This is a genomic window from Paenibacillus sp. FSL H3-0469, from assembly GCF_038051945.1.
GTDB lineage: Bacteria > Bacillota > Bacilli > Paenibacillales > Paenibacillaceae > Paenibacillus_AQ.
Map to the genome: position 1 here is coordinate 5,317,404 of NZ_CP150302.1, position 20,792 is coordinate 5,338,195.

15 protein-coding genes are annotated in these 20,792 nt (G+C 50.3%); 9 read left to right on the forward strand and 6 right to left on the reverse strand.

Annotated elements, in window-relative coordinates; translation table 11 throughout:
• Window positions 1–18: 18 nt before the first annotated feature.
• From NSS83_RS23410 to NSS83_RS23440, 7 genes are all read left to right on the forward strand, one after another.
• Window positions 19–1,023 (forward strand): ATP-binding cassette domain-containing protein, encoded by a 1,005-nt coding sequence (locus NSS83_RS23410; RefSeq protein ID WP_341346577.1) that lies wholly within the window; start codon window positions 19–21, stop codon window positions 1,021–1,023.
• The gene (locus NSS83_RS23415; RefSeq protein ID WP_341346578.1) at window positions 1,001–1,810 is read left to right on the forward strand and encodes an ABC-2 family transporter protein; all 810 of its coding nucleotides are present in this window, start codon (window positions 1,001–1,003) and stop codon (window positions 1,808–1,810) included. Before NSS83_RS23410 ends, NSS83_RS23415 begins: the two co-directional genes overlap by 23 nt.
• 4 nt (window positions 1,811–1,814) lie before the next feature.
• Window positions 1,815–2,627 carry an ABC-2 family transporter protein gene (locus tag NSS83_RS23420; protein ID WP_341346579.1) on the forward strand — a complete coding sequence of 271 codons (813 nt, stop codon included), beginning with the start codon at window positions 1,815–1,817 and terminating at the stop codon, window positions 2,625–2,627.
• Window positions 2,628–2,666: 39 nt separating this feature from the next.
• On the forward strand, window positions 2,667–3,515 hold the full coding sequence (locus NSS83_RS23425) for an FkbM family methyltransferase (RefSeq protein ID WP_341346580.1): 849 nt from the start codon (window positions 2,667–2,669) through the stop codon (window positions 3,513–3,515).
• Between the two features lie 2 nt (window positions 3,516–3,517).
• A complete protein-coding gene (locus NSS83_RS23430; protein WP_341346581.1) occupies window positions 3,518–4,474 on the forward strand; it encodes a class I SAM-dependent methyltransferase in 957 nt (318 codons plus the stop codon).
• Window positions 4,475–4,518: 44 nt separating this feature from the next.
• Entirely contained in the window at window positions 4,519–5,562 is a 1,044-nt protein-coding gene (locus tag NSS83_RS23435; protein ID WP_341186859.1) for a hypothetical protein, read from the forward strand.
• A gap of 362 nt (window positions 5,563–5,924) precedes the next feature.
• A complete protein-coding gene (locus NSS83_RS23440) occupies window positions 5,925–9,965 on the forward strand; it encodes an S-layer homology domain-containing protein (RefSeq protein WP_341346582.1) in 4,041 nt (1,346 codons plus the stop codon).
• A 102-nt stretch (window positions 9,966–10,067) separates the two neighbouring features.
• Here the strand turns inward: NSS83_RS23440 and NSS83_RS23445 are convergent, their stop codons facing one another.
• The gene (locus tag NSS83_RS23445) at window positions 10,068–10,823 is read right to left on the reverse strand and encodes an SDR family oxidoreductase (RefSeq protein WP_341346583.1); all 756 of its coding nucleotides are present in this window, start codon (window positions 10,821–10,823) and stop codon (window positions 10,068–10,070) included.
• 121 nt (window positions 10,824–10,944) lie between these two features.
• Between NSS83_RS23445 and NSS83_RS23450 the strand changes: the two genes are divergently transcribed.
• Window positions 10,945–11,832, forward strand: coding sequence for an AraC family transcriptional regulator (locus NSS83_RS23450; RefSeq protein ID WP_341346584.1), 888 nt, complete (start codon window positions 10,945–10,947; stop codon window positions 11,830–11,832).
• A 35-nt stretch (window positions 11,833–11,867) separates the two neighbouring features.
• Here the strand turns inward: NSS83_RS23450 and NSS83_RS23455 are convergent, their stop codons facing one another.
• A complete protein-coding gene (locus NSS83_RS23455) occupies window positions 11,868–12,449 on the reverse strand; it encodes a TetR/AcrR family transcriptional regulator (protein WP_341346585.1) in 582 nt (193 codons plus the stop codon).
• A 110-nt stretch (window positions 12,450–12,559) separates the two neighbouring features.
• On the opposite strand from NSS83_RS23455, the gene NSS83_RS23460 reads away from it, so the two are divergent.
• Entirely contained in the window at window positions 12,560–14,182 is a 1,623-nt protein-coding gene (locus NSS83_RS23460) for an amidohydrolase family protein (protein WP_341346586.1), read from the forward strand.
• Between the two features lie 488 nt (window positions 14,183–14,670).
• Here the strand turns inward: NSS83_RS23460 and NSS83_RS23465 are convergent, their stop codons facing one another.
• The 4 genes from NSS83_RS23465 to NSS83_RS23480 form a co-directional block, all read right to left on the reverse strand.
• On the reverse strand, window positions 14,671–15,729 hold the full coding sequence (locus NSS83_RS23465; protein WP_341186865.1) for a hypothetical protein: 1,059 nt from the start codon (window positions 15,727–15,729) through the stop codon (window positions 14,671–14,673).
• Window positions 15,730–17,568, reverse strand: coding sequence for an HSP90 family protein (locus tag NSS83_RS23470; protein ID WP_341186866.1), 1,839 nt, complete (start codon window positions 17,566–17,568; stop codon window positions 15,730–15,732).
• Window positions 17,569–17,782: 214 nt separating this feature from the next.
• The gene (locus NSS83_RS23475; protein ID WP_341186867.1) at window positions 17,783–18,559 is read right to left on the reverse strand and encodes a methyltransferase domain-containing protein; all 777 of its coding nucleotides are present in this window, start codon (window positions 18,557–18,559) and stop codon (window positions 17,783–17,785) included.
• 172 nt (window positions 18,560–18,731) lie between these two features.
• Window positions 18,732–20,609, reverse strand: a complete 1,878-nt coding sequence (locus NSS83_RS23480; protein WP_341346587.1) for a leucine-rich repeat domain-containing protein — start codon at window positions 20,607–20,609, stop codon at window positions 18,732–18,734.
• Window positions 20,610–20,792: the final 183 nt, after the last annotated feature.

Consider the following 20,792-nt stretch of genomic DNA (forward strand, 5'->3'; position numbering starts at 1 on the left):
CATAAATGAGGTGCACCAGTGAGCATTATTCAAGTGGAACGCTTATCCAAAAGCTTCAAATATTATGAAAAAGAATTGGGGCTCAAAAAATCGCTCAAAAATTTAGTGAAGCGGAAATCACTGATCAAAGAAGCGGTTAGCGAAATATCACTTGTCATCGAGCAAGGTGAGATGGTCGGATTCTTAGGCCCGAACGGCTCTGGCAAAACGACTACGCTTAAGATGCTATCCGGCATCTTGTATCCGACAAGCGGACAGGCGACAGTATTGGGCTATGTCCCTTGGGAACGAAAAAAAGAATTCAAGATGCAGTTCTCGATCGTGATGGGGCAGAAATCGCAGTTGTGGTGGGATCTACCGGCGAACGAATCGTTGTACCTGAACAAATGTATCTATGAGGTCGAGGATAAGCCCTACAACCTTGTCCTGGATGAGCTTACGGAGATTCTTGACGTAAAGGACCTGCTCAATATTCAGGTGCGGAGGCTTTCGCTGGGGGAACGGATGAAGATGGAGCTAATTGCATCGCTCATCCACCGGCCCAAGGTGATTTTTCTGGATGAGCCTACCATCGGACTCGATCTGATTTCGCAGAAGCGCATTCGGGAGTTCCTGAAGTATTATAACCAGCAGACGAAGGCAACGGTCATTCTGACAAGCCACTACATGGCGGATATTGAGGATCTGTGCAAACGAACGATCATCATCAATCAAGGGAAGATCGTATACGACGGTGATCTCCGGCGTGTGAACGAGCTGTTCCATGCCAAAAAGATTATCAAGCTGCAATTTACGGACGAAGTACCGAGAGAAGCGCTAAGCGACTATGGCGTTATTACTCAACATGACGGCCTGAATGCCGTCATGGAGATTGATAAGCATGACCTTCAGCGACTCTCGAAGATGATGCTGGACCGGTTCCCGATCCTTGATTTCACAGTTGAAGATATACCTGTCGAGCGAGGCATCGAAAGCTTATATCAGAAAGATGGGGTCAGACATGAAAGCCTTGCAGAAGTATAAAAGGACGTACATCCTTGCGCTTCAGAATGAGATGGAATACCGGACCGATTTCCTGATGAGTATTATCAGCGGCGGCTTCATCATACTCGTCCAATGCTTCCTCTGGACAGCCGTGTTTCGCAGTTCGCCGCAGGAGATTATTAACGGCTATTCGTATTCGCAGATCATCATTTATTCCGTGTTGTCCGGCGTCGTCTCCAAGCTGGTTTCTGCCGGCTTCGAAGGGGAGATCGCGAGTGATATCAAGACGGGTGGACTGAGCAAATTTATCGCTCAGCCTATTCATTATTTCAGCTATCGGATATGCAATTTTTTCGGCGGGAAAACGGTTCAGACCGCGGTCGTCCTTGTCTTATTCGTCATCCTGATGATCGTGTTTACTCAGATTTGGGAGTTTCAGCTTAGAGCGGGGCAGATCGTTTTGTTCCTGGTCAGCATTCTGTTCGGGCTGCTCATCAACTTTCTGCTTTTTTATTCGATTAGTGCGCTCGCGTTCATTATTACTGAGGTTTGGGGCGTTTTTATCGCGTTCAACCAAGGCGTCTATCTGCTCAGCGGCGCCATCTTTCCGCTTAATATTTTCGGAGATACGTTTGCTAGAATTTCCAGCTATTTACCGTTTCAATATGTCGTATACTTCCCGGTTAAGATCATCAATGGGAGCTTGACGATTCATGAAATCGTGCCCGGGCTCCTCGTACAGGCGGTTTGGGTCATTGTGCTTATGATCATTTCCAAGTTGTCTTGGGATTCCGGGATGAAGAAATATGTAGCCGTTGGAGGTTAGATCTGTGAGTATCAGCTTGTCCGAGATTCGGAAGCATGTACGTATGTTTTTTATTTTTGCGAAGAACAGCTTGGTCGGTTACATGGAATACAAAGCGAATTTCTACTCCGGTTTGATCATGGAGACCGTATTTCTGTTTTCCAAGCTGATCTATATCATCTTCGTTTACCAGCTAGGGATCGAAATAAATGGAATTTCTCCTGACCAGATGATGATCTTCACCGGGACCTATACGATTATGATCGCAATCTATACAGGATTGTTTATGGATAACTTTTATAGATTCGCAGGCCATATCCGCAACGGGACGCTGGACTTGTATATGACGAAGCCGTTATCGCTGCAGTTCATGATTTCATTCCGGAATGTTAACTTCGCGTTTCCGATTCCCAACCTGGTCGCCGGGATCACAATGATCGTAATAGCCTGGCAGCGGCTTGGCATCGAACCAAGCTTTATCCACTTGGCCGGATATATCGGCGTGATCTTGAGCAGCACGATCGTGACCTACTCGGTGCTTCTGCTTCCGCAAATTCTCGCTTTCTGGACGGTGAAGTCCGGTGCAATCTTCGACATACTGGATAAATGCTGGGATTTGAATAATATGCCGATGTACATATACCCCAAATGGCTGCGGAGATTAGGGCTGTATGTCGTGCCTATCTTGTTTATCACTAACATGCCATCGGTTTATTTGATCGACCGCTTGGACTTCTTCCTAGGAATATGGATTTTTGCAGCTCCTGTGATATCGCTTCTAGTGGTCAGGCTGTTCTGGAAGCTGGCCGTCAGACACTATGAGAGCGCCAGCAGTTAGAGAAAAGCCAAAAAACAAATTGTTAAGAAGGTGAATCGGATGAGCAGGATGGAGCGTAAGAGCTTTTCGCCGCAGACAGACACTACCAAGAAGCGGCTGCACAACGGGCTCGAAATCTATCAGAACAACGAAGGCGAGACCGAGTTCCTCTATAACGAGATTTTCCAGAAGGAGATGTATTTCAAGCACGGGATTACGCTCCCGGATCATGGAACGGTCATGGACGTCGGGGCTAATATCGGCATGTTCACCCTATATGTCAACAGCAAGAGCAACTGCAGGGTATATGCCTTTGAGCCGCTGCCTCCGACGTTTAAGCTCTTGAAGATGAATACGGACTCGCTGCCACGCGTAACAACGGTTAACGTCGGACTTTCTAATGAGATCAAGGAAGCGGAGTTTGCCTATTTTCCTACGATGTCCACGGATTCTGTCCAGATCAAATACCGGGAGAACCACGACCAGGATCTCCGGTACGGGTTAATCAACCATTACCGGGATCATTTCGCCGACCCGCGCATGTTGAACCGGTTCGTGGATCAACTGATGTCGCCGAAGCTTCTGAATGAACAGATCCATCGATGCAAGCTGACCACGATCTCTGAAATGATCCGCTATTACGATCTGAACCCCATTGATCTGCTCAAAATCGATGTGGAAAAAAGTGAATTTGAGGTCCTGGAAGGCATCCATCCGGAGGATTGGGGCAAAATCAGGCAAATTGTAATGGAGGTACACGGACTGGACGCAGAACAGATCAGCAGGCTCGAGAATATCTTCAGGACCAACGGCTTCAAGGTCTCGATCGACTACTATGAAGACTTAAATATCCCCAATTACTTCAATGTGTACGCGTTGAATCAAATGCATACATCGGCTGGGGGGTAGTCATGCTACAGCATCTGCATCCAAGGTTGGTATGCTCCAGCTGCAAGGGCGCGCTGGTCCAGTCGGAGGCATTGCTGCAATGCTGCAGCTGCAATGCGGTATATACGATCGATGACCGTTATGTATCGATGCTCGACCGGCGTGAGCAGGTGGACCGCCCTTCCGGCTGGAACCGGAAAGAGGCTGAAATTCGGGATTACAGCGAGATTTCGCAATCCCTTGCGCTGTCCGGTATAGGCCGATTCGCCACCTTCTTAAACTATGGTTACGTCCCGCACGGGAGTGAGCAGCATGCGGTGGTAGAGCCCGGCGATGCATGGAACAGAAATTCAATCAAGCTGCTGCTTGAGACAGTGGGCAGGACGGTGATCCGGGACCGGCAGGTGATTGACATCGGATGCGGCAGGGGAGGGAATATAGCAGCTCTGTCTAAATATTTCAAGCCGCTGTCTATTGTCGGTCTCGACATCTGCCCGGCGAACATTGCCTATTGCAATGCCAAATCCCGAGGGGGTGAATTTTGGTATCTCGTCGGCGATGCGGAGAATATACCGTTTGCAGACGAAAGCTTTGATGTGGTGTTAAATATAGAATCCGCGCATGCCTATCCGGACCGTTCCCGCTTCTATGAAGAGGTGCATCGGATAATGAGAGTTGGCGGCGTATTTCTGTATACGGAGCTGATGCCGGGTGATCAGGTAGCGCAGAATGTGAGGCTGTTAGAGGAAGCAGGTCTGTCTGTAATCCGCGATCAGGATGTGACTTCGAATGTTCTTTTATCGTGTGATGAGAATGCGAAGCAGCGTACGGGCACACAAGGGATTGCAAGCAACGTAGGCGCGGGTACGAATATTGGAGATATTAATGATTTCATCGCATTGCCCGGCTCGAAGAAATATGAAGAGATGAAGGCGGGAACGCGGCAATACCGTATGATGAACCTTGTTAAGAGGTCATAAATCTATAATATCGACAATAATTTTTAGAATAGGAGAATTATTGTATGGAAGAAATGATATCCCTGGACACCTTTCAACCCTTTGATGGCATGACCAAAATGTTTCCTCATCATAATTTTCCATATTTTAGTTGCGACTACAATTTGTATTTAACGCTTGCCAGATATTTTAAAAAAGATGAGCTGCCGATTTTGAATAATGTGATTAGTATTTATAGATTTAATGAACAAAAAATACAAGCAAGAGGATATTTCAAGTTAGAGGTATTGGAGCTTCAGGAGGGAGATCAGATCCTTGAGGAAATGGGGATCTCTGTTCGCAAAAAGTCTCCTGCACTAGATACGTTACAAGATGAGATCATAAGCTCTATTTCCAGGGGGCATCCGATTTCCATTTTTATTGATTTATTCTATCAACGCGGGAGAGACTTTTACTATAACAAAAAGCATGGACTGCACCCTGTTTTTGTCTATGGCTTCAATCGGACTAACGGGGAAATATATACGGTTGATGATATTACAGAATACAGGCAATATTCTCTGCCATTCTCAGAATTTAAATTGTCATGCATGACTTCGGAGCACGTAAAGATGCCGGACTACTTTTGGGAATATGCGCTAGTGCCCCCAAGTAATCATGAGATGTTGAACAATCAGAAGTCAGCACACACAACCATCCATACCTTTGTAGAGAATATGTGCAGGTACGAGCATGAAATAATGGAAGGTCTGAATAATATCTTGTTGTTGGCCGAAAATTTCGGGCGTATTATCACAAATGAGACCATTACAGAAACCCTGAGCAGTACTATTTATAGAAAATGCTCTGAGAAGTACAGGTTAAATACTCTCTATAAGTACAACCTTGATCTTATCGATGCCAAAGATACGCTTGACCCGTTATTGGACCAAATTATTAATGACTGGAAGATGGTAAGGTTCTATTCGAATAAAGCCATCATGCACCATAAGTTCACCGGGGAAATCATGGACAAGTGCGTTGAATATTTTACAAAAATATATACGAATGAAGTGCATTTTCATAATCAATATTATTTAATGTTAAAGGCTGCGAGATTGTTAAGCTGAACCCACGAGCCATCCGCCGTAATAAAAGACCGCAAGCCTGTGCAGGGAGGGCGGTCTATTTTGCGTTTCACTGGCGATATTCCATTGATAAACCAGGAATCCTTATTCCTGGAAGTGAGAGATGAGAAGTGTGTCCATTTTCGTAATATATTAAAATCATTCGTGCATTACCCGTATTTAGACTTTGCCCTCCTATTGTTAATATGAAAGCTGTTACAGCCTAATCATCCGTTTTTGTGAATGCGTTTACAAACATTGTCTGCCATTAGGTTCAGAGGGAGGTGCGGGATTGACTGTCAAGCCAGACTTGGCGTAACCAAGGGTAAGATAAGAATCTCCATAAGAAAAGGAGTCAAACTTAGATGAACAGTAGAAAATATGTAATCAGCATCTCCCGTATTCTCGTCATCATCATGTTGTTCTCCATCTTCACGTATACTCCTGCCCCGGCTGCTGCGGCTACAGACGAAGCGCCAGTGGAACTGAGCGATCTGATCGCGCAAGCCGAAGCGCTAAAAACCGGAAATACGGAATTCCCGCTTCAGGTCAGCCATTCTGTGTATGGATCGGTCTATGGTTCTGACGTGCAGCAGGCCTGGCCGTGGGTGCATGTTGACGAGCTCCAAGCTATGAATGATGCGATTGAGCTCGCACGTAACGCGAACATACCGGCCGACGAAGCAATCGCTGCTCTTAAAGAAGCAATCGCCACTTTTACTGCAAATATCAAATCCGACGGCTCCGATCCTTATTTCCGGCTTGATCCGGGTCCGGGTAAGGTTCCTGTAAAAGTTACCGCGCCCACGAATGCCTGGAAAGCTAGAACTCCGCTGGATAACCGTGTCCCTGCCGACTTTGCCGGCGGCACATTCAAGACAATCGCGTATCCTTTTGCAGATGCCCAAGGTAAAGCGGAAGTGCTCCAGATTAACTACGCCCATAACGGAAAAAGCACCTTCGGCGGCATCAGTCTGGAATCCCCGTTGTCCCCGTCCGTTAATGTCACAGCGGGTTCAACGATTGAATTCGATGTCTACTATCCGAAGAGTGCGCAAGGCAAATTCATGAGATGGAGAGTCAGAAATACCAATGAAAACCTTGACAGCTACCTCAGAGATTACCAGTATAGCAACCTGAATCCTGACTGGGTGGGCAGCTACAACGGTGAATCCTGGCTGAAGGCGCATCACAGCATTACCGCCTCATCGGGTAATTCCTCGAACTTCATTCTTGAGCTGCATGGCGAGAATGCCCGTCCAGAAGAGACTGGTATGCTGCTGGTTGCTAACATCGAAATAACCGCACCTGATCCTGATGGCGTTCCGCTTCCAGGTGTAGTCAATAAGGAACATCAGAGTGCCGTAGATCCTTTAAAGAGTAAGTACAATAAGGAGAATGGTTTGTTCATGGTCGGCGCCATCGGAACAGGGCCCGTAACCGGAACCAGAGCCAATCACTATGAGATCTTCGTCGACGGCAACAATCTGAAGGCCGATGGCACGCATCCCCGTGGGCCGGAATGGCTGAAGAACGTGAACGGCGAGGCCATGAATGGCGCAACCACTGCCCCTGGCTTAGCGGAATACAGCTTCCCGACTAACTCTTATCAGGCGATCCGGGATTCGGGAGCTCCTGGACAGTATAAGTCTCACGGTCATGTTCTGGCATGGTATAACCAGGCTCCTGGTTGGATGGCGCAGATGGTCCCTGCAAGCCTGCCCTCCGGGTATAACGGCAGTGCCGAGTTCTACGGGCTTGGCAACGGCGTTACGACTACGGTTAAGGTAGACAAAGATATGGCGAGAAGAGTGCAGTTTAACCACACCATGTATGTGATGCGGCACTTCCTGACTACAGATACGAAGTACGGCTCAAGCGAAGCCCGTGGCGTCATTCCTTTCAATTCATGGGATGTACTCAACGAGGAGGTACACGAAAGCCGCCACAGCGAACTCATCCCGGAGGATGCAAACAGCTGGAGAACGAGTCTGAAGCACACCAACTGGCTTGCTGCCATGTCGGATGATCAGATTGGCGGCGACATCACCGATCACTACATTTACCTGCTGTTCAAAAACGCGCACATCGCGGCGCCCAACGCCAAGATGGCGGAAGCTTACAAAGTCAATTATGCTAACCTTCCAGAGTACATGAAGCTGGATGGACACGACACTAAAGGCAGCATTGACAGCTACATCGTTGACAATCCTCCGAAGCTGACCTACAACGATTACGGGCTTGCGACCCGCAGCAAAGCGAGAACGGTATACAATATGGTTCTTGAGTTAAATACTGCATGGCGCTCTGATCCGCTGTACGACGGAAGACCCCTGATCGAAGACATCGGTATCCAGGGACATGACGCAGTAGGTAAAACCCTGGCAAGTGATAACCAATATGCGATGGCCCTCTATGCCTCGCTGGTGGACCGGGGCCTGCTGTCGGGTATTACCTATTCAGAGCTGGATCTTAAGGTGCCGACCGATGCTCCCGGAGGAGGCGCAACTGCTCCGGCAGTGCTTAATGTCAAACAGTCGGACGCTCTTGGTTATCAGTACGCACTGCTCTACAAAATGTTTAACAAGTTCGCTCCGTATATTGATCACATCATTAGCTGGGGCGTAACCGGTTCCGGATGGCAGGGAAGCTATGTCCTGTTTGACGGCCAAAGTAATGCGAATGCCGGGTACTATGGCGCTATGAAGCCGGACCGGTTCATTCTGGGACATTCGTATCTGGATGGTTATTTTGCTGGCGAATATCAGGCCATCGGGAATAATGCCATCGACCTTGGCGATCTTGGAGTCTATACACCTAATAGCGTGAACGCTGACCTCAGTAGCTTGTCCCTGAGTGCAGGAACACTAGAGCCAGCGTTCAATGCGGCCACCACAGAGTATGATGTTTCCTTAAAGGATGCCGGCAGCATTACCGTGACAGCGGCGGCGGCAGACAGCAGGTCAACCCTGAAAGTCAACGATACGGTGGTTGCCAGTGGTGCAGCTTCCGAAGCTATAACGCTGACACCAGGCACCAAAACAAATATAAAGGTTGAGGTGACAGGGGTAGACGGAAGGGTAAAGACCTATACCCTGAAAGTAACCAACAGTAAGACGGAGACTCCATCCACTCCGGAACCAGGAACACCAACGCCATCTCCAACACCAACGACTGAGCCTGGAACACCTTCAACGCCTGCACCTGGAGGCTATTACACGTCTGCGCCAACAGCCTCTGCAACCCCTGTACCAGCAGCGCCTGTTGTAGAAGGCCAGAAAGTAACCCTGCAGGCCACAGTGAACAATGCGACTGCATCCGTTAAGGTATCGGATCTGGCACAAGCCAAGGAATTCATCGGGAAAAATGTGACGCTGGACATTCCTGCCGTGCAAGGAGCGACGACCTACTCGGTTAGCTTGCCTGCTGCTGCACTGACTGGCGGGACGAAGGAAGATAAGCTCACCATCTCCACCGAATTCGGTCAGGTTGTCATTTCTGGTAATCTATTGACAGGCACACCTGAAAGCAGCGGCAAGGAAGTAGCGCTGGAGATTGGAAAAGGCGACAAGTCGGGGCTCCCGGCGGAAGTAAAGGCGGGTCTAGGCGATAGACCGGTCATTCAGCTTAGCCTTAAGGTAGACGGCAAAGAAACAGCCTGGAGCAATCCTGGTTCACCAGTAACCGTATCCGTGCCTTATCAGCCGTCTGCCGATGAATTGAAGAATCCTGAAATGATAGTTATCCGTTACATCGACGAAAGCGGAAAGGTGATGACCGTACCAAATGGACGGTATGCTTCCAAGACCGGTATGGTAACCTTCACAACTACTCATCTCGGCGATTTCGCAGTATCTTATGTATCTAAGACCTTCACAGATCTTGGGAAAGCAGTATGGGCCAAGAACGCGGTCGAAGTCCTTGCATCGAAGGATATTCTCAAGACAGAGGGACAGGTTTTCAATCCGTCAACAGATATCACCAGAGCAGACTTCCTGTATTCCCTTGTAAGAGCACTTGGTTTGACTGCGAAGGTAGAGGACAATTTCAGCGATGTACAGAAGAATGCCTACTACTATAATGAACTTGCCATTGCCAAAGCGCTTGGAATTGCGAATGGCCTGGACAACGGCAGCTTCGGCAGCGGTCAGAAGATCACCCGGCAGGACATGATGGTGTTGACCGAACGGGCCTTGAAGCTGGAGAACAAGCTGAATACCCAGGGTACAGCTGCGGATCTGCAAAAATTCTCCGACAAGTCCAAGGTGGCTTCCTATGCGCTGGGCAGCGTAGCCGCCATGGTGAAGGAAGGGCTTATCCAAGGCAGCGGTAACCAGATCAATCCGGCCGGCAATACCACCAAAGCAGAAGCGGCGGTATTCCTCTACAGATTGTACAATAAGTAAGGGATTCGCATAAGAACAGGATATGTCTGAATGACCGCACTCCTTTGCCGGGAGGGCGGTCTTTTGGCTTTTATGGGACCGTGACCTTGTTTTCAAGCAGAATTAAAGCAAATGCCCGCCAGACACTTCAATGTCCTGGGCTGTAACCCACCCGAATTCATCGGACAACAAGCTTACAATAACCTTCGCTATATCTTCGGGGTGGCCGATTCTGCCGAATACAGATTGCTCAGCCAGCGGCTTAATGAATTCGGGATGTTTATCGAATACTCCATCGCCAAAATTGCTGTGCGTAGGACCAGGAGACACGGCGTTGACCCGGATTTGGCGCGGTGCAAGCTCCTTGGCAATGTAGCGGGTCCAAGTTGAGAATGCTGATTTTAACGAGCCATAGACGGAATAGCCCGGAAATGATTGGTTTTTGGATGAACTCGTGGTATTGACAATAGCTCCGGCGTCCTCCATGAATCCGGCAAGCTGTTGTGTTAGAAAAACAGGTCCTTTGAAGTTCGTATTCAGAATCTTGTCGAAATATTCCTCACTCATCTCATTGAACAGCATGGGCCCGCCGATACCGCCATTATTCACCAAGTAATCAAAGGTTGTCCGGTTCCAAATGTTACGGAGACTCTCCTTCACTTCTTGAGTAAAGCCTGCAAAGGTTGAGATCTGCGTCAGATCCAGCTTCAGTGCGACTGCCCGGACACTTTCATTTTTCTCAATTTCCTTTACAACATCTTCCGCACGTTCCTTGTAGGAATTGTAGGTGAGAATGACGCTAATCCCGCGTTTGCCAAGCTCCAGCGCCGCCGCTCTTCCAATACCATTACTTCCACCCGTTATTATCGCAATTGTCATAAGAACCTCCTTGTTTTGTGTTCGGCTTGGTTCTAATTGTAGCCGCAGCTGACGGTTCAAAATAGACCTGAAAATGCCTATTGATTGCCTAAAAGCACCATTCGTGTGATAAACTATGTGCATGAAAAATGTCCTTGAAGAAATAATGGAGCTGATGAAGGATGCGGGCACCAGGCAGATTGAAACCGGAGTACCAGGGCTGAGTATGATTAAAGGAGAGATCCCCAATCATCAGCTTGCAGCGCTGTACGAGCCGATGATTGGTTTTACGGTTCAAGGAAGAAAGATTCTATCCATAGGGGGGCGCAGCACAGAACTGGCAGGACCCTCTTATTACGTGTTACCGGTACATGTTCCTGCAACGGCGGTTGTGCATCCAGACCGTGATGGCCATCCTTATATGTCCCTTGGTCTGAAGTTGAATCAGAATGTTCTTCAGAGTCTGCTAAGAGATCTCCAGGAGAATCTATTACCGGCTGCTTCCGGGCCATTCGCAGCTTGCGGCATGGATATTGAATTGATGGAGGCTTGGCTGCGTTTATTGCGATTATCCAAAGCGTCAAGAGATATTCCGGCTCTTGCACCGGCTTATGAGCGCGAAATCCTGTATCGCGTACTGATGGGACCACAAGGAGGGGAGCTGAGGCAATTGGGTCAGCGGGAAAGTGACCTATCCCGGATATCCCAAATTGTGAAATGGTTCCGGAGTAATTTTATGAGGCCCATAGACATTGGTGAGCTGGCATCGAAATCGGGCATGGCTATAAATACCTTTCACCGGCAGTTTAAACGGGCTACGGGGTTAAGTCCTATTCAATTTCAAAAGCAATTAAGGCTCCTGGAGGCCAGAAACCTTATTGCCTTCGAGGGCTATCCGGTAGCAAGTGCTGCATACCATGTAGGCTATCAGAGTCCTTCACAGTTCAACCGCGAGTATTCCCGGTTCTTCGGTGCATCTCCTGCCCGTGACACGGAGAGCTTAAGACAAATTGAAAGCATGAGGGATTAGAAGGTCATGCCATGAGCCGCAGGAATTACAGGCATTCACTCCTGAGCTCCCGCGGCTGTCCCCGCTTCATGGAATAACGCCGGCTGCTTGCCGAAAAGCTTGTTCAGTGTCTCCAGCACTTCCACCGGATTGTCCTCGTTAAACTGAGTAATGGCAACGCGCAAAGCCGACAACAGCATCGCCGTGCGGACTTGTATAAAGTACTGCCAATTCCTGTCATCCAAGCCGGTCCGTTCTTGAACGAAGCTCAGTTTTTGACTGAGGATGCTGGCGAGCCGGGTTTGAAACTCTCCGTACAAATTGGCTTGGATGATCGATAGAAAGAACTCTTTTCGACCAAAACAAAGCTCAAATAAATCCATGACCATCGCGTTAGGGTCGGAATAAGGGCCGACACTCCTTAATAATTCAGTGAAGACGGATTCCATCTGGTATAGAACTACATCTGACTTGTCGTCAAACAAGCGGTAAAAGGTCGCTCTGCCGACACCGGAGGTGTTGATAAGGCTGGTAACGGTGATGTCGTTATAATTATGCGTCCGCATCAATTCCTCCAGGCCCTTACAGACCAGTCTGGCCGATTGTGTCTTCCGTTTATCATTGCCAATACGATACATTAGCGCCGCTCCTGTTCCACTTCTTGATCTTCCGTTGATCACATGCAGACTTATGATATATTTGTATCATAATTTAGCCCCATCATACAACGATCAAGGAAGGTTAACGCATGAAGAATCAGATCAGAAAAAGCGTTTTGAAGACCGGTGGATTCACACTGCTGTCTGTGCTCCTCTTTGGAATTGTGCTCCTGCTGATGATCAGCAGCGGCGAACGCGGGTATGCATATCTGATACTGGCAGCCTGTATCGGAGGGCTAGTGTTTGTGAGAAGATCGGCCTTCTGGCACGGGTGGCGCGTCCCGCTCTGTTGGGTCGTCGCTCTGGCTGTGGCTTGGACAGGTTTGTTCGCAGGGCAGCCATTGCCCGTTATCGGCACCTACACAGGACTCCGACTGGAACAGCCAAGCGCGTCCTATGAGCTTTTGCTGAATAACGTCACTATTGTGGATACACGCACCGGCGGCTTAACTTCGGGCATGAGCATTCTGTGCGCCGGCGGGGTGATCAGGGCCATTGGTCCAACGGGCACACTTGAGGCGGGTGAGAATACTAAGGTTGTTGATGCTGCGGGGAAATACGCCGTTCCCGGCTATCTGAATATGCATATGCATGTCATCGGGGACAAGCACACCGACGAGACGATGGAGAGTCTTTTGGCTAACGGGATCACAGGATTCAGACAGATGAGCGGTTCGTACGAGCTATTGAAGGAATGGCACTCCGGCGCTTTTACCCATTCCGTAGACCGTGCTGCGCTCATCACCATGCCTGGCGATGTGCTTACACCAATCAACGCGCCGACGCCCTCGGTTGCCGCTGAATTTGTCCGGCTGCAAAAGCAGGCAGGGGCTGATTTCATCAAAGTGGGCGGTGTTACACCCGAGGTGCTCCAGGCCATTCAGGCGGAAGCGGACAGATTGAATCTGCCGGTTGCGGGACATGTGCTTTCCGATATGGATTTAAAGGAGGCCGCCAGGCAGGGCTTCAAGAGTGTAGAGCATTTCGGCATCAACAACGGGAGCCTGATCTCAAGCTCCACGGATGAAGAGAGGCTGCGGGCACAGGCCAAGAGCGTACCGGCTATCACGGGCAATCCGGTTTTTGTGCAGCTGATGAAGATCAAGGGACTGCGGGATTTCGTGAATGCTAAGGTGCTGGAGACGGCCATCAAAACCTCAGGCGGTAAAGAGGAGGAGGCGGAGCTGATGCATATCATCAATACGTATAGCGGGGAAAAGGCTAAGGAACTAGCTGATGTGTATGTACAATACAATACCTGGCAGAGTCCGACTATGATACGTATGCGGTCTGGCCTATTCTCCAATGGCAGTGAGGCTACCGCCCAGGGCCTTTACGATCTGTACCTGAAGCTTGTCAAGACTTATGATACGGAGGGCGTCAAGCTGCTGGCGGGTACAGACGGGGGCAGCGGAGACAGCTGGCAGGTTGCGGGCTATTCCCTTCACGAGGAATTCGACGAGCTGGAGAGAGCCGGCATCCCTCCGCTGCATGTTCTTCAGATGGCCACGCTGAACGGGGCTGAATTTCTGGACCGGATGGACGATATGGGCACCGTAGACATTGGAAAAATCGCCGACATGGTCCTTTTGGATGCCAATCCCATTGAAAGTGTACAAAATCTTCATAAAATCAATGCTGTGATACGGGCCGGTGCTTATCACGATAATCAAATGCTTAGTTCGATTAAGCAAAGGCTGGGAACGATATGAGCAGCTCCCATAATTTATTAATCACTGTTAACATGCGTTAACACCTGTGGTATAGTATAAGCAGAACAGGCGTACAATGCTAAGAGAGCCGTGCTCCAACACGACTCTCTAGAGCAATAGCCGCTTTTAAGGGCAGTAGGCCTCTGGCAAATAGGACACGACAAATAGACCGCATACCTTTGCGAGATGGACGGTCTATTTGCGTTTATCGGACAGTATCGCTACGATAAGCAAACCAAAGGTTAGCATCAGCATCATTGCTTCAAACACTGTCACAAGGCATCCCTCCCTTCTGAGAGAGGTAGCCGACCGACCCTTCTAAGCCTATTCTATTGCTCAATCAGTATAACATATCAAATGCTGTATGATTACCTATGTTTGGAAAATTTTTGACGTAAATACGTATTTAAAATGCGGTAAGAGCAGCCCCCATTACGGGAGCTGCTCTTATTTGCGCTTGTTCTTACTCAATGCCGTAGGAACGCATCCTACAGCTTCTCTATCAGCTCAGTATAATAGCCGTTGCCATTCCGCTTATCCAGCTTCTCCGCTGTAGCGAGCGCTAACTTCTGGAAGTATTTCGCAAGCGAAGCTACGTCTTCGGACTGGCGTTCACACGGATGCCCAGCCGGAAGCTTGACCTGGAAGCGGATGGATTCCTCAGACAGACGGCGGAACAGCTTGGCCGAATAAGCGTTGAAGATCATCTGGTCGGCCGGGTTTTCATGATCGAGCGAGGAGGCGATGTACTCTTCGAAGACCTCCAGGGCCTTGACCGGATCGGTCAGGGTCAGGTAGCCAATATGCTCTCCCTGGTGATACAGGAAATCGCGGTTTCCTTTTACCAGCTTATAGCCTTTCTTCTGCAGCTTATCGGCTTCCTTCTGGCGGCCCAGCCGCAGGAGAGGGAACAGCACCTTCGTGATAGTCACATGAGGGACCTCGCCGCAGCTCATTTTTCCCTGAAGAATCGGTTCAGCTGCCTTAACGGTTGCTTCATCGTCTCCCTGCTTCGCCAGGAACTCGACCAGGCCATGCTGTTCACAAGCCTCACAATCGCTCATCTCGTCACGGTCCATGGACTGGACAATCGCCCATTCGGCCTGTGAAGCTTCCAGCTCCCCGAAATCTTCGAGAATATTCGCCCGGTAATAGTGATAGGTCCGGCTGCTGTAGCCTTCGGCTTCGTAGCGGGTCTTCATATCCTCCAGCAGGTTCTCAATCTGAGTGCGGCTAATATCTGCAAAAGCGGTGATGCGGTCCAGCACCCACTTGTACGACCACATCAGACTGTAATCATCGAACCGGCCCGGGTTCTTGTCATACTGCCCCAGCTGCCAGGAAAAGGCGACCAGCGCCTTCATCGGATAGCCGTGGAAGCTGCCCAGCTCTACGATTTCGCTGCGGGCCTCATAGCCCTGATCGATATCTCCTGCGGCATCTGCTACCCGTACCGCCTGCTCCAGCAATTCCAGCTTGGCCTTGCCTCCCGGCAGGCCATAGGCTTCTTCCATTAAATCGTCGAAATCCATCTCGGTAACGTTCATTTATTTCTCTCCTTCTGCGGATCGACTGGCCGTCAATCCCCAATCAATAAATTGAATAATGCCTTTGTTCAGGAGCGCGAGCTCCTGGCGGTTCATCGGATAATGTCCCATCAATAGCGCATTGCAGTACAGCATCTCGACAATAGAAGGCAGCGTGGCCTGATTCCCCTGATGGAATACCTTCTCAATGACCGGATTGTTCAGGTTAAAGTAAAGTGTAGCGTATGCCGTATCCTTAAGCGAAGCGCCCAGGCTGCCTAGCACGGAGGAGAGAACGTCGGTGCTCACTTCCTTCGTTGCCTCAAGTACACGCCACTGGGCGGATTCCTCGGACAGTGTGTAGAGCACCGGAATCTCCTCCGGCTTGAAGCGGCGCAGCTGCACCTGGCAGCGGAACTTCTGCAGGACACTGTCTGCGAGTCTTACAGATTCATAGTAATCCAGCCGCTCTTGAGGCGTAATATCGGTGAAGGATAAGGACACCTCTTCCGGCAGCAGCCGTTCCGTTTGCACCTCCGGGTCAATAAGCGGAAGCCGGGACAGCAGCTCGGCATCATAGATATACCCGCCATTCACCACCAGCATGGATTGGGCCGAAGCCACGTGGGTAATCTGGCGGTATTCGTCCAGCGTCGCCGTGAAGTACAGGGGAGGCTGCTGCTTCAGCTCGCCAAGCGTCTTTCGGCCATACGTGCTCTCAAACGGCAACCACTCGTGAATGATCGAATAGAACGACGAATCTTCCACCGCGAGCGCCTTCATCGATAAGGCATGCAGCGAAATGATCGATTGCAGGCGGTCCGGGTCATACTCGGCCATCCGCATCAATTCCTGACGAATGGCATTCCCCAGCTCTTCCCGCACCTGCTCCAGCTGGGCATTCTCATAGAAATGCTCCCGGGAAGCGGTCGGCTGCAGCTCATCGGTCCAGATCAGGCATTTCACGAAGAACGCCCAGTCCGGCAGGATATTGCTGGCAGCCTCGGAGACCAGCATGTGCTTCAGGTATACCCGGTGATTGCGCTTCGCGTTCAGGTTCACTGCGTGCGGCAGAATGAAGGCGATGCCTCCCGTCCGGCCCGAGGCGGTGTGCAGGGGAATGAAATCACGGAACGTCTCCCCCAGCACCTGTTTGCCGAAGGACAGTACTTCATCGCGGTGCTTCCGGGCCAGCTGCGGATCTTTGACCCACGGCGGGGTCAGCGGATTAATCAGGCGGGTGTTGCGGTCCGACACCAGCTGGATCGGATAAGGCAGCAGAGCGCCGTAATGGAATAGACCTTCCCGCAGGTTCTCTTCTTCGAAGTAAGCTTCCGACCCTTCCTTGCAACGCAAAAAAACCTTGGTGCCCGGAGCATGTGCCCCTTCGAGCTTACGGATCGTATAAGTGCCGTCCGGCTTCCCGCGCCATTCCAGAGCAGGCCCGCCCTTGGCGGATTGGGTCACCATGACGATATCGTTACTCACCATGAAGCAGGACAACAGCCCGATGCCAAACCGCCCGATAAAGGAGGTGTTGGTCGACAGAAAATCTTCGCCCCGCTTGGAGGATTGTCCAATCATGGCCAGAAACTCATGAATCTCTGCCTCATCTAACCCGATCCCGTTATCCTCTACTAATAAGGTTGCCCCCGTGGAGGTTCCGCTTACCTCGACATGGATCTTACCTTCGTAGCCTGCTGGGGAATATGCCTGACGTGCAGTAATCGCGTCTATGCCATTCTGCAGCAGCTCTCTTAAGAATACCTTCGGGCTGCTATACAAATGGTTAGACAAAATGTTGATCATACCGCTTAAGTTCACCTGAAAGCGGTACGTATCCGGGTTTTGGTTCTCCATCTTGATTCTCCTGTTCTGTAATCATTTTGCTTGTGCTTCATGCCAACAATCAGTTTCTATGTAGACAGAGACAACTCTATGTATTACCCAGAATCTGCATGAGGAGAAACATATATTCCCAAGCATTCTCTATCATTGCAATATAAAAGAAACCCAAGGTCTCGAAAGGACCTGGGTTTCCAGACAATCTGAATGCTCTCCGCGTATCTAATACTTACTCCGCCATCTTCACGGCACAGACCCGCAGCCGCCGGTAGTCGGCGATCCATTGGCCCTGCCGGTAATGCTCCGGACGCAGCTGCTCTTCCACTTCGCGATAGATCGCAATCTTGTCTTCTGCACTGACATCGTAGAAGAAGTCATCGGCCATCATGTCGAGCCAATCCCGGATTCCGCTCTCCCCCTGCAAGGGAGTCGGACGTTCGAAATGCTGGGCCAGCGTGACGAGGAAGCCATGCGCCTCCAGCACTGCTGCATATTCTCCGATGGTGGGAAAATACCATGGATTGCGTCCCTGCGGGTCATAGCTATGCGCGGCCAGTGCGGCCTCGGTCGCATTCACCAGCGCGGCAACGTTGCGGTAGCCGCCGAATTCGGCGACGAACCGCCCGCCGGTCCGAAGTGCACCTGCTACCGTTACCGCGACTGCATGCGCGTCCTTCATCCAGTGCAGCGCAGCGTTGGAGAACACGGCATCGAAGGGCTGAGCGGTCCGGTAAGTGTATGCATTCTGGGCGCTCAGATTCAGGTGCGGATACTTGCTGCGGCCGCGGGCAATCATCTCGGGTGACAGATCGATGCCCACTGTATCCGCTCCGGCGGCCGCGATCTTAGCGGTAAGATCGGCTGTTCCGCAGCCGATATCCAGCACGCGTTCACCGGGCTGCGGCTGGAGCAGCGAGAGAACATCACCGCCCAGCTTGGAGACGAAATCCAGTTTGTGATCATATGTGTCTGCCTGCCATTGGTTATTGGAAGCCGGTTGATTCATGTACTTCCCCTCCTTATGAAGTCCAGTATAGTGCTGTATAGCTTATAAATGAAATATATAGTTTCTATACGATTAATAAGTGTTGCCTATAACTGCGCTCCCAACAAAAATAGACCGCAAGCCTCATTCTTTAAGGAGGGCGGTCTATTCTCTCATATCATAGTAGCGGAAATTAATATACCCGTACGCCTGCATCAAGCACGGACTTGTTCGCCACGGAATTGCCGGCCAGGAATACCTGTTGCAGCTTGGGCAGCTTGCCCAGAAGCTCTATATTGGAAATTGCATTGTTCTCCAGATGAAGCTCCTCGATGGCCTGCCACTTGCTCATGAATGCAAGAGAAGCCAGGTTGTTGTCCTGCAGGGTGAAGGAACGCAGGGCAGTCAGGCCCGCGAAGTAAGGCATCACCTGGTCAACCTCACTAACGGAGTTGTTGTTCAAGGAGAAGTATGGCCGGTCCAAGGTCAAATGCTCCAGCACACTATTCGTTGCTGCTGTCTGCTTGAAATTCAGGCGGCATTCCGAGCACACCAGCGTGTTCACCTGCTTCAGGCCGAATAAGGCATCGCTCTCTGAATACAGTGATGAATCATAGATGCTTAGTGTCTTCAGACGGGGCAAGCTGTCCAGCGCACGGAGCTGGATGATGTCGTCGCTCCCCCAGAGGGACAGCTCCGCAAGCTCCGGGAATTTCTTCAGCTCTGCCATGCTCAGCTCCCCGCTTCCTCCCCGGAGCTTCAGGCTTGTTACCGCTGGCGCCTTCAGCCCGGAGAGGAAGGAGGCTGGAATCTCCATCCGTTTGACGCCCGGTAAGGTAAGTGCGTCTGGTTCCTCGTAATAACCGTCCAAGGTGAATTCCCGCAGCGAGGGCAGGCTGTTCACGGCCTTTACCGAGCCTAGCTTGCTTAAAGACGCCAGCCGGAGGCTGGTAATGGAGGTTTTCCCGGCCAGACGCTCCAGGCTGGAGAAATTCAGATTCTCGATATCCAGCGTCTGCAGAGCAGGCATGTTCTGCACGAAGTCGATCGACTTCACATTGGACAAATAGGAAAGCTTAAGCTCCTGAAGCCCGGTTAAGGCGTATAACGGCTGCAGATCTGTGGTTTCACTGTGATAGATAGCCAGAGAAGACAGCCCCGTCATGGACGATAACCACCCCAGGTCATTGACGAAGGTAAGGGACAGGGACTTCAGCGGCAGCTTACTCAGCAGATGCAAATCCGTTATAGACTCATCCACATAGGTAATGGACAGTGAGCTTAGATTAGGGAATTGCAGAAGCAGAGCCACTTCCTGATTGCTGCGCAGCTGAGTGGACAGCTCCGTGATTTTGGATTTATCGCCGAAGTAGCCGGAGAAGGCGCTGAAGGATTCGTTGAAGGCGCCGCCATAGCTTTTTAATCCGGGAATATGGGCAAAACTGATTTGATCCGTCTGGTCAATTTCGTAGGTCCCGTTCAAGTCCAGTGCCGTCAGCCCCGTGAAGGCTTCGAAGTCCCGCTGGTCGATCCGCTGGGTATTGAGCCGCTTATCCTGGATCACATAAGTGAGCTTCTCGGCCTGTGCATCGCTGAAGGGATCGGAGAAGCTGTAGGTGAACTGCCAATGATCATTGTCTGAATGCTTCACCGATAAATACCGCAGCCGGGCAATTTCCTCCTCGGTCGGCATGGCAGAGCCTTTACCCAGAGTCTCCCGCAGGAAGGTGAGCAGGACTTCGCTTTCGGGCATCTTCCGCGCAGACTGAGTAGCCTTGGTTGCCTGCTGCGGGGAGCCGAGGCTGTAATACAGATATGTACCGATAGCGCCCCCCAGCACCAGCAGCAGAACCAGCACCAGTCTAATGGGGATCGAGACGGAGACGGGTGGCTTCGGCGCGGCCGTAGGAGGAGGTGTCCCGTGATAATGATTAATGGTCTGATCCACATAGTAGACATTATTTTGCTTGAGCAGAAGCTCAGTCTGGCAATAAGGGCACTTGAGGATCGTCCCTTCCTTGTATTCAATACGTCCGCTGCAATTGGGACAGTTCAACGGAATAAAAGCCATAGGCAGCCGCCTCCTTCATGATGTAATGATATTCCAGTGATCTTATCGAATTTACGTGGGTTCCGCTGATTTGTTCCATTATTCTTTGGAGTGAAGCTGATAATTTGATTCTATATGAACAGATGCTCAGAACACAACAATTGTTAAAAAGGAGAATCAAGGCGTTAAGATTAGGTTGACACC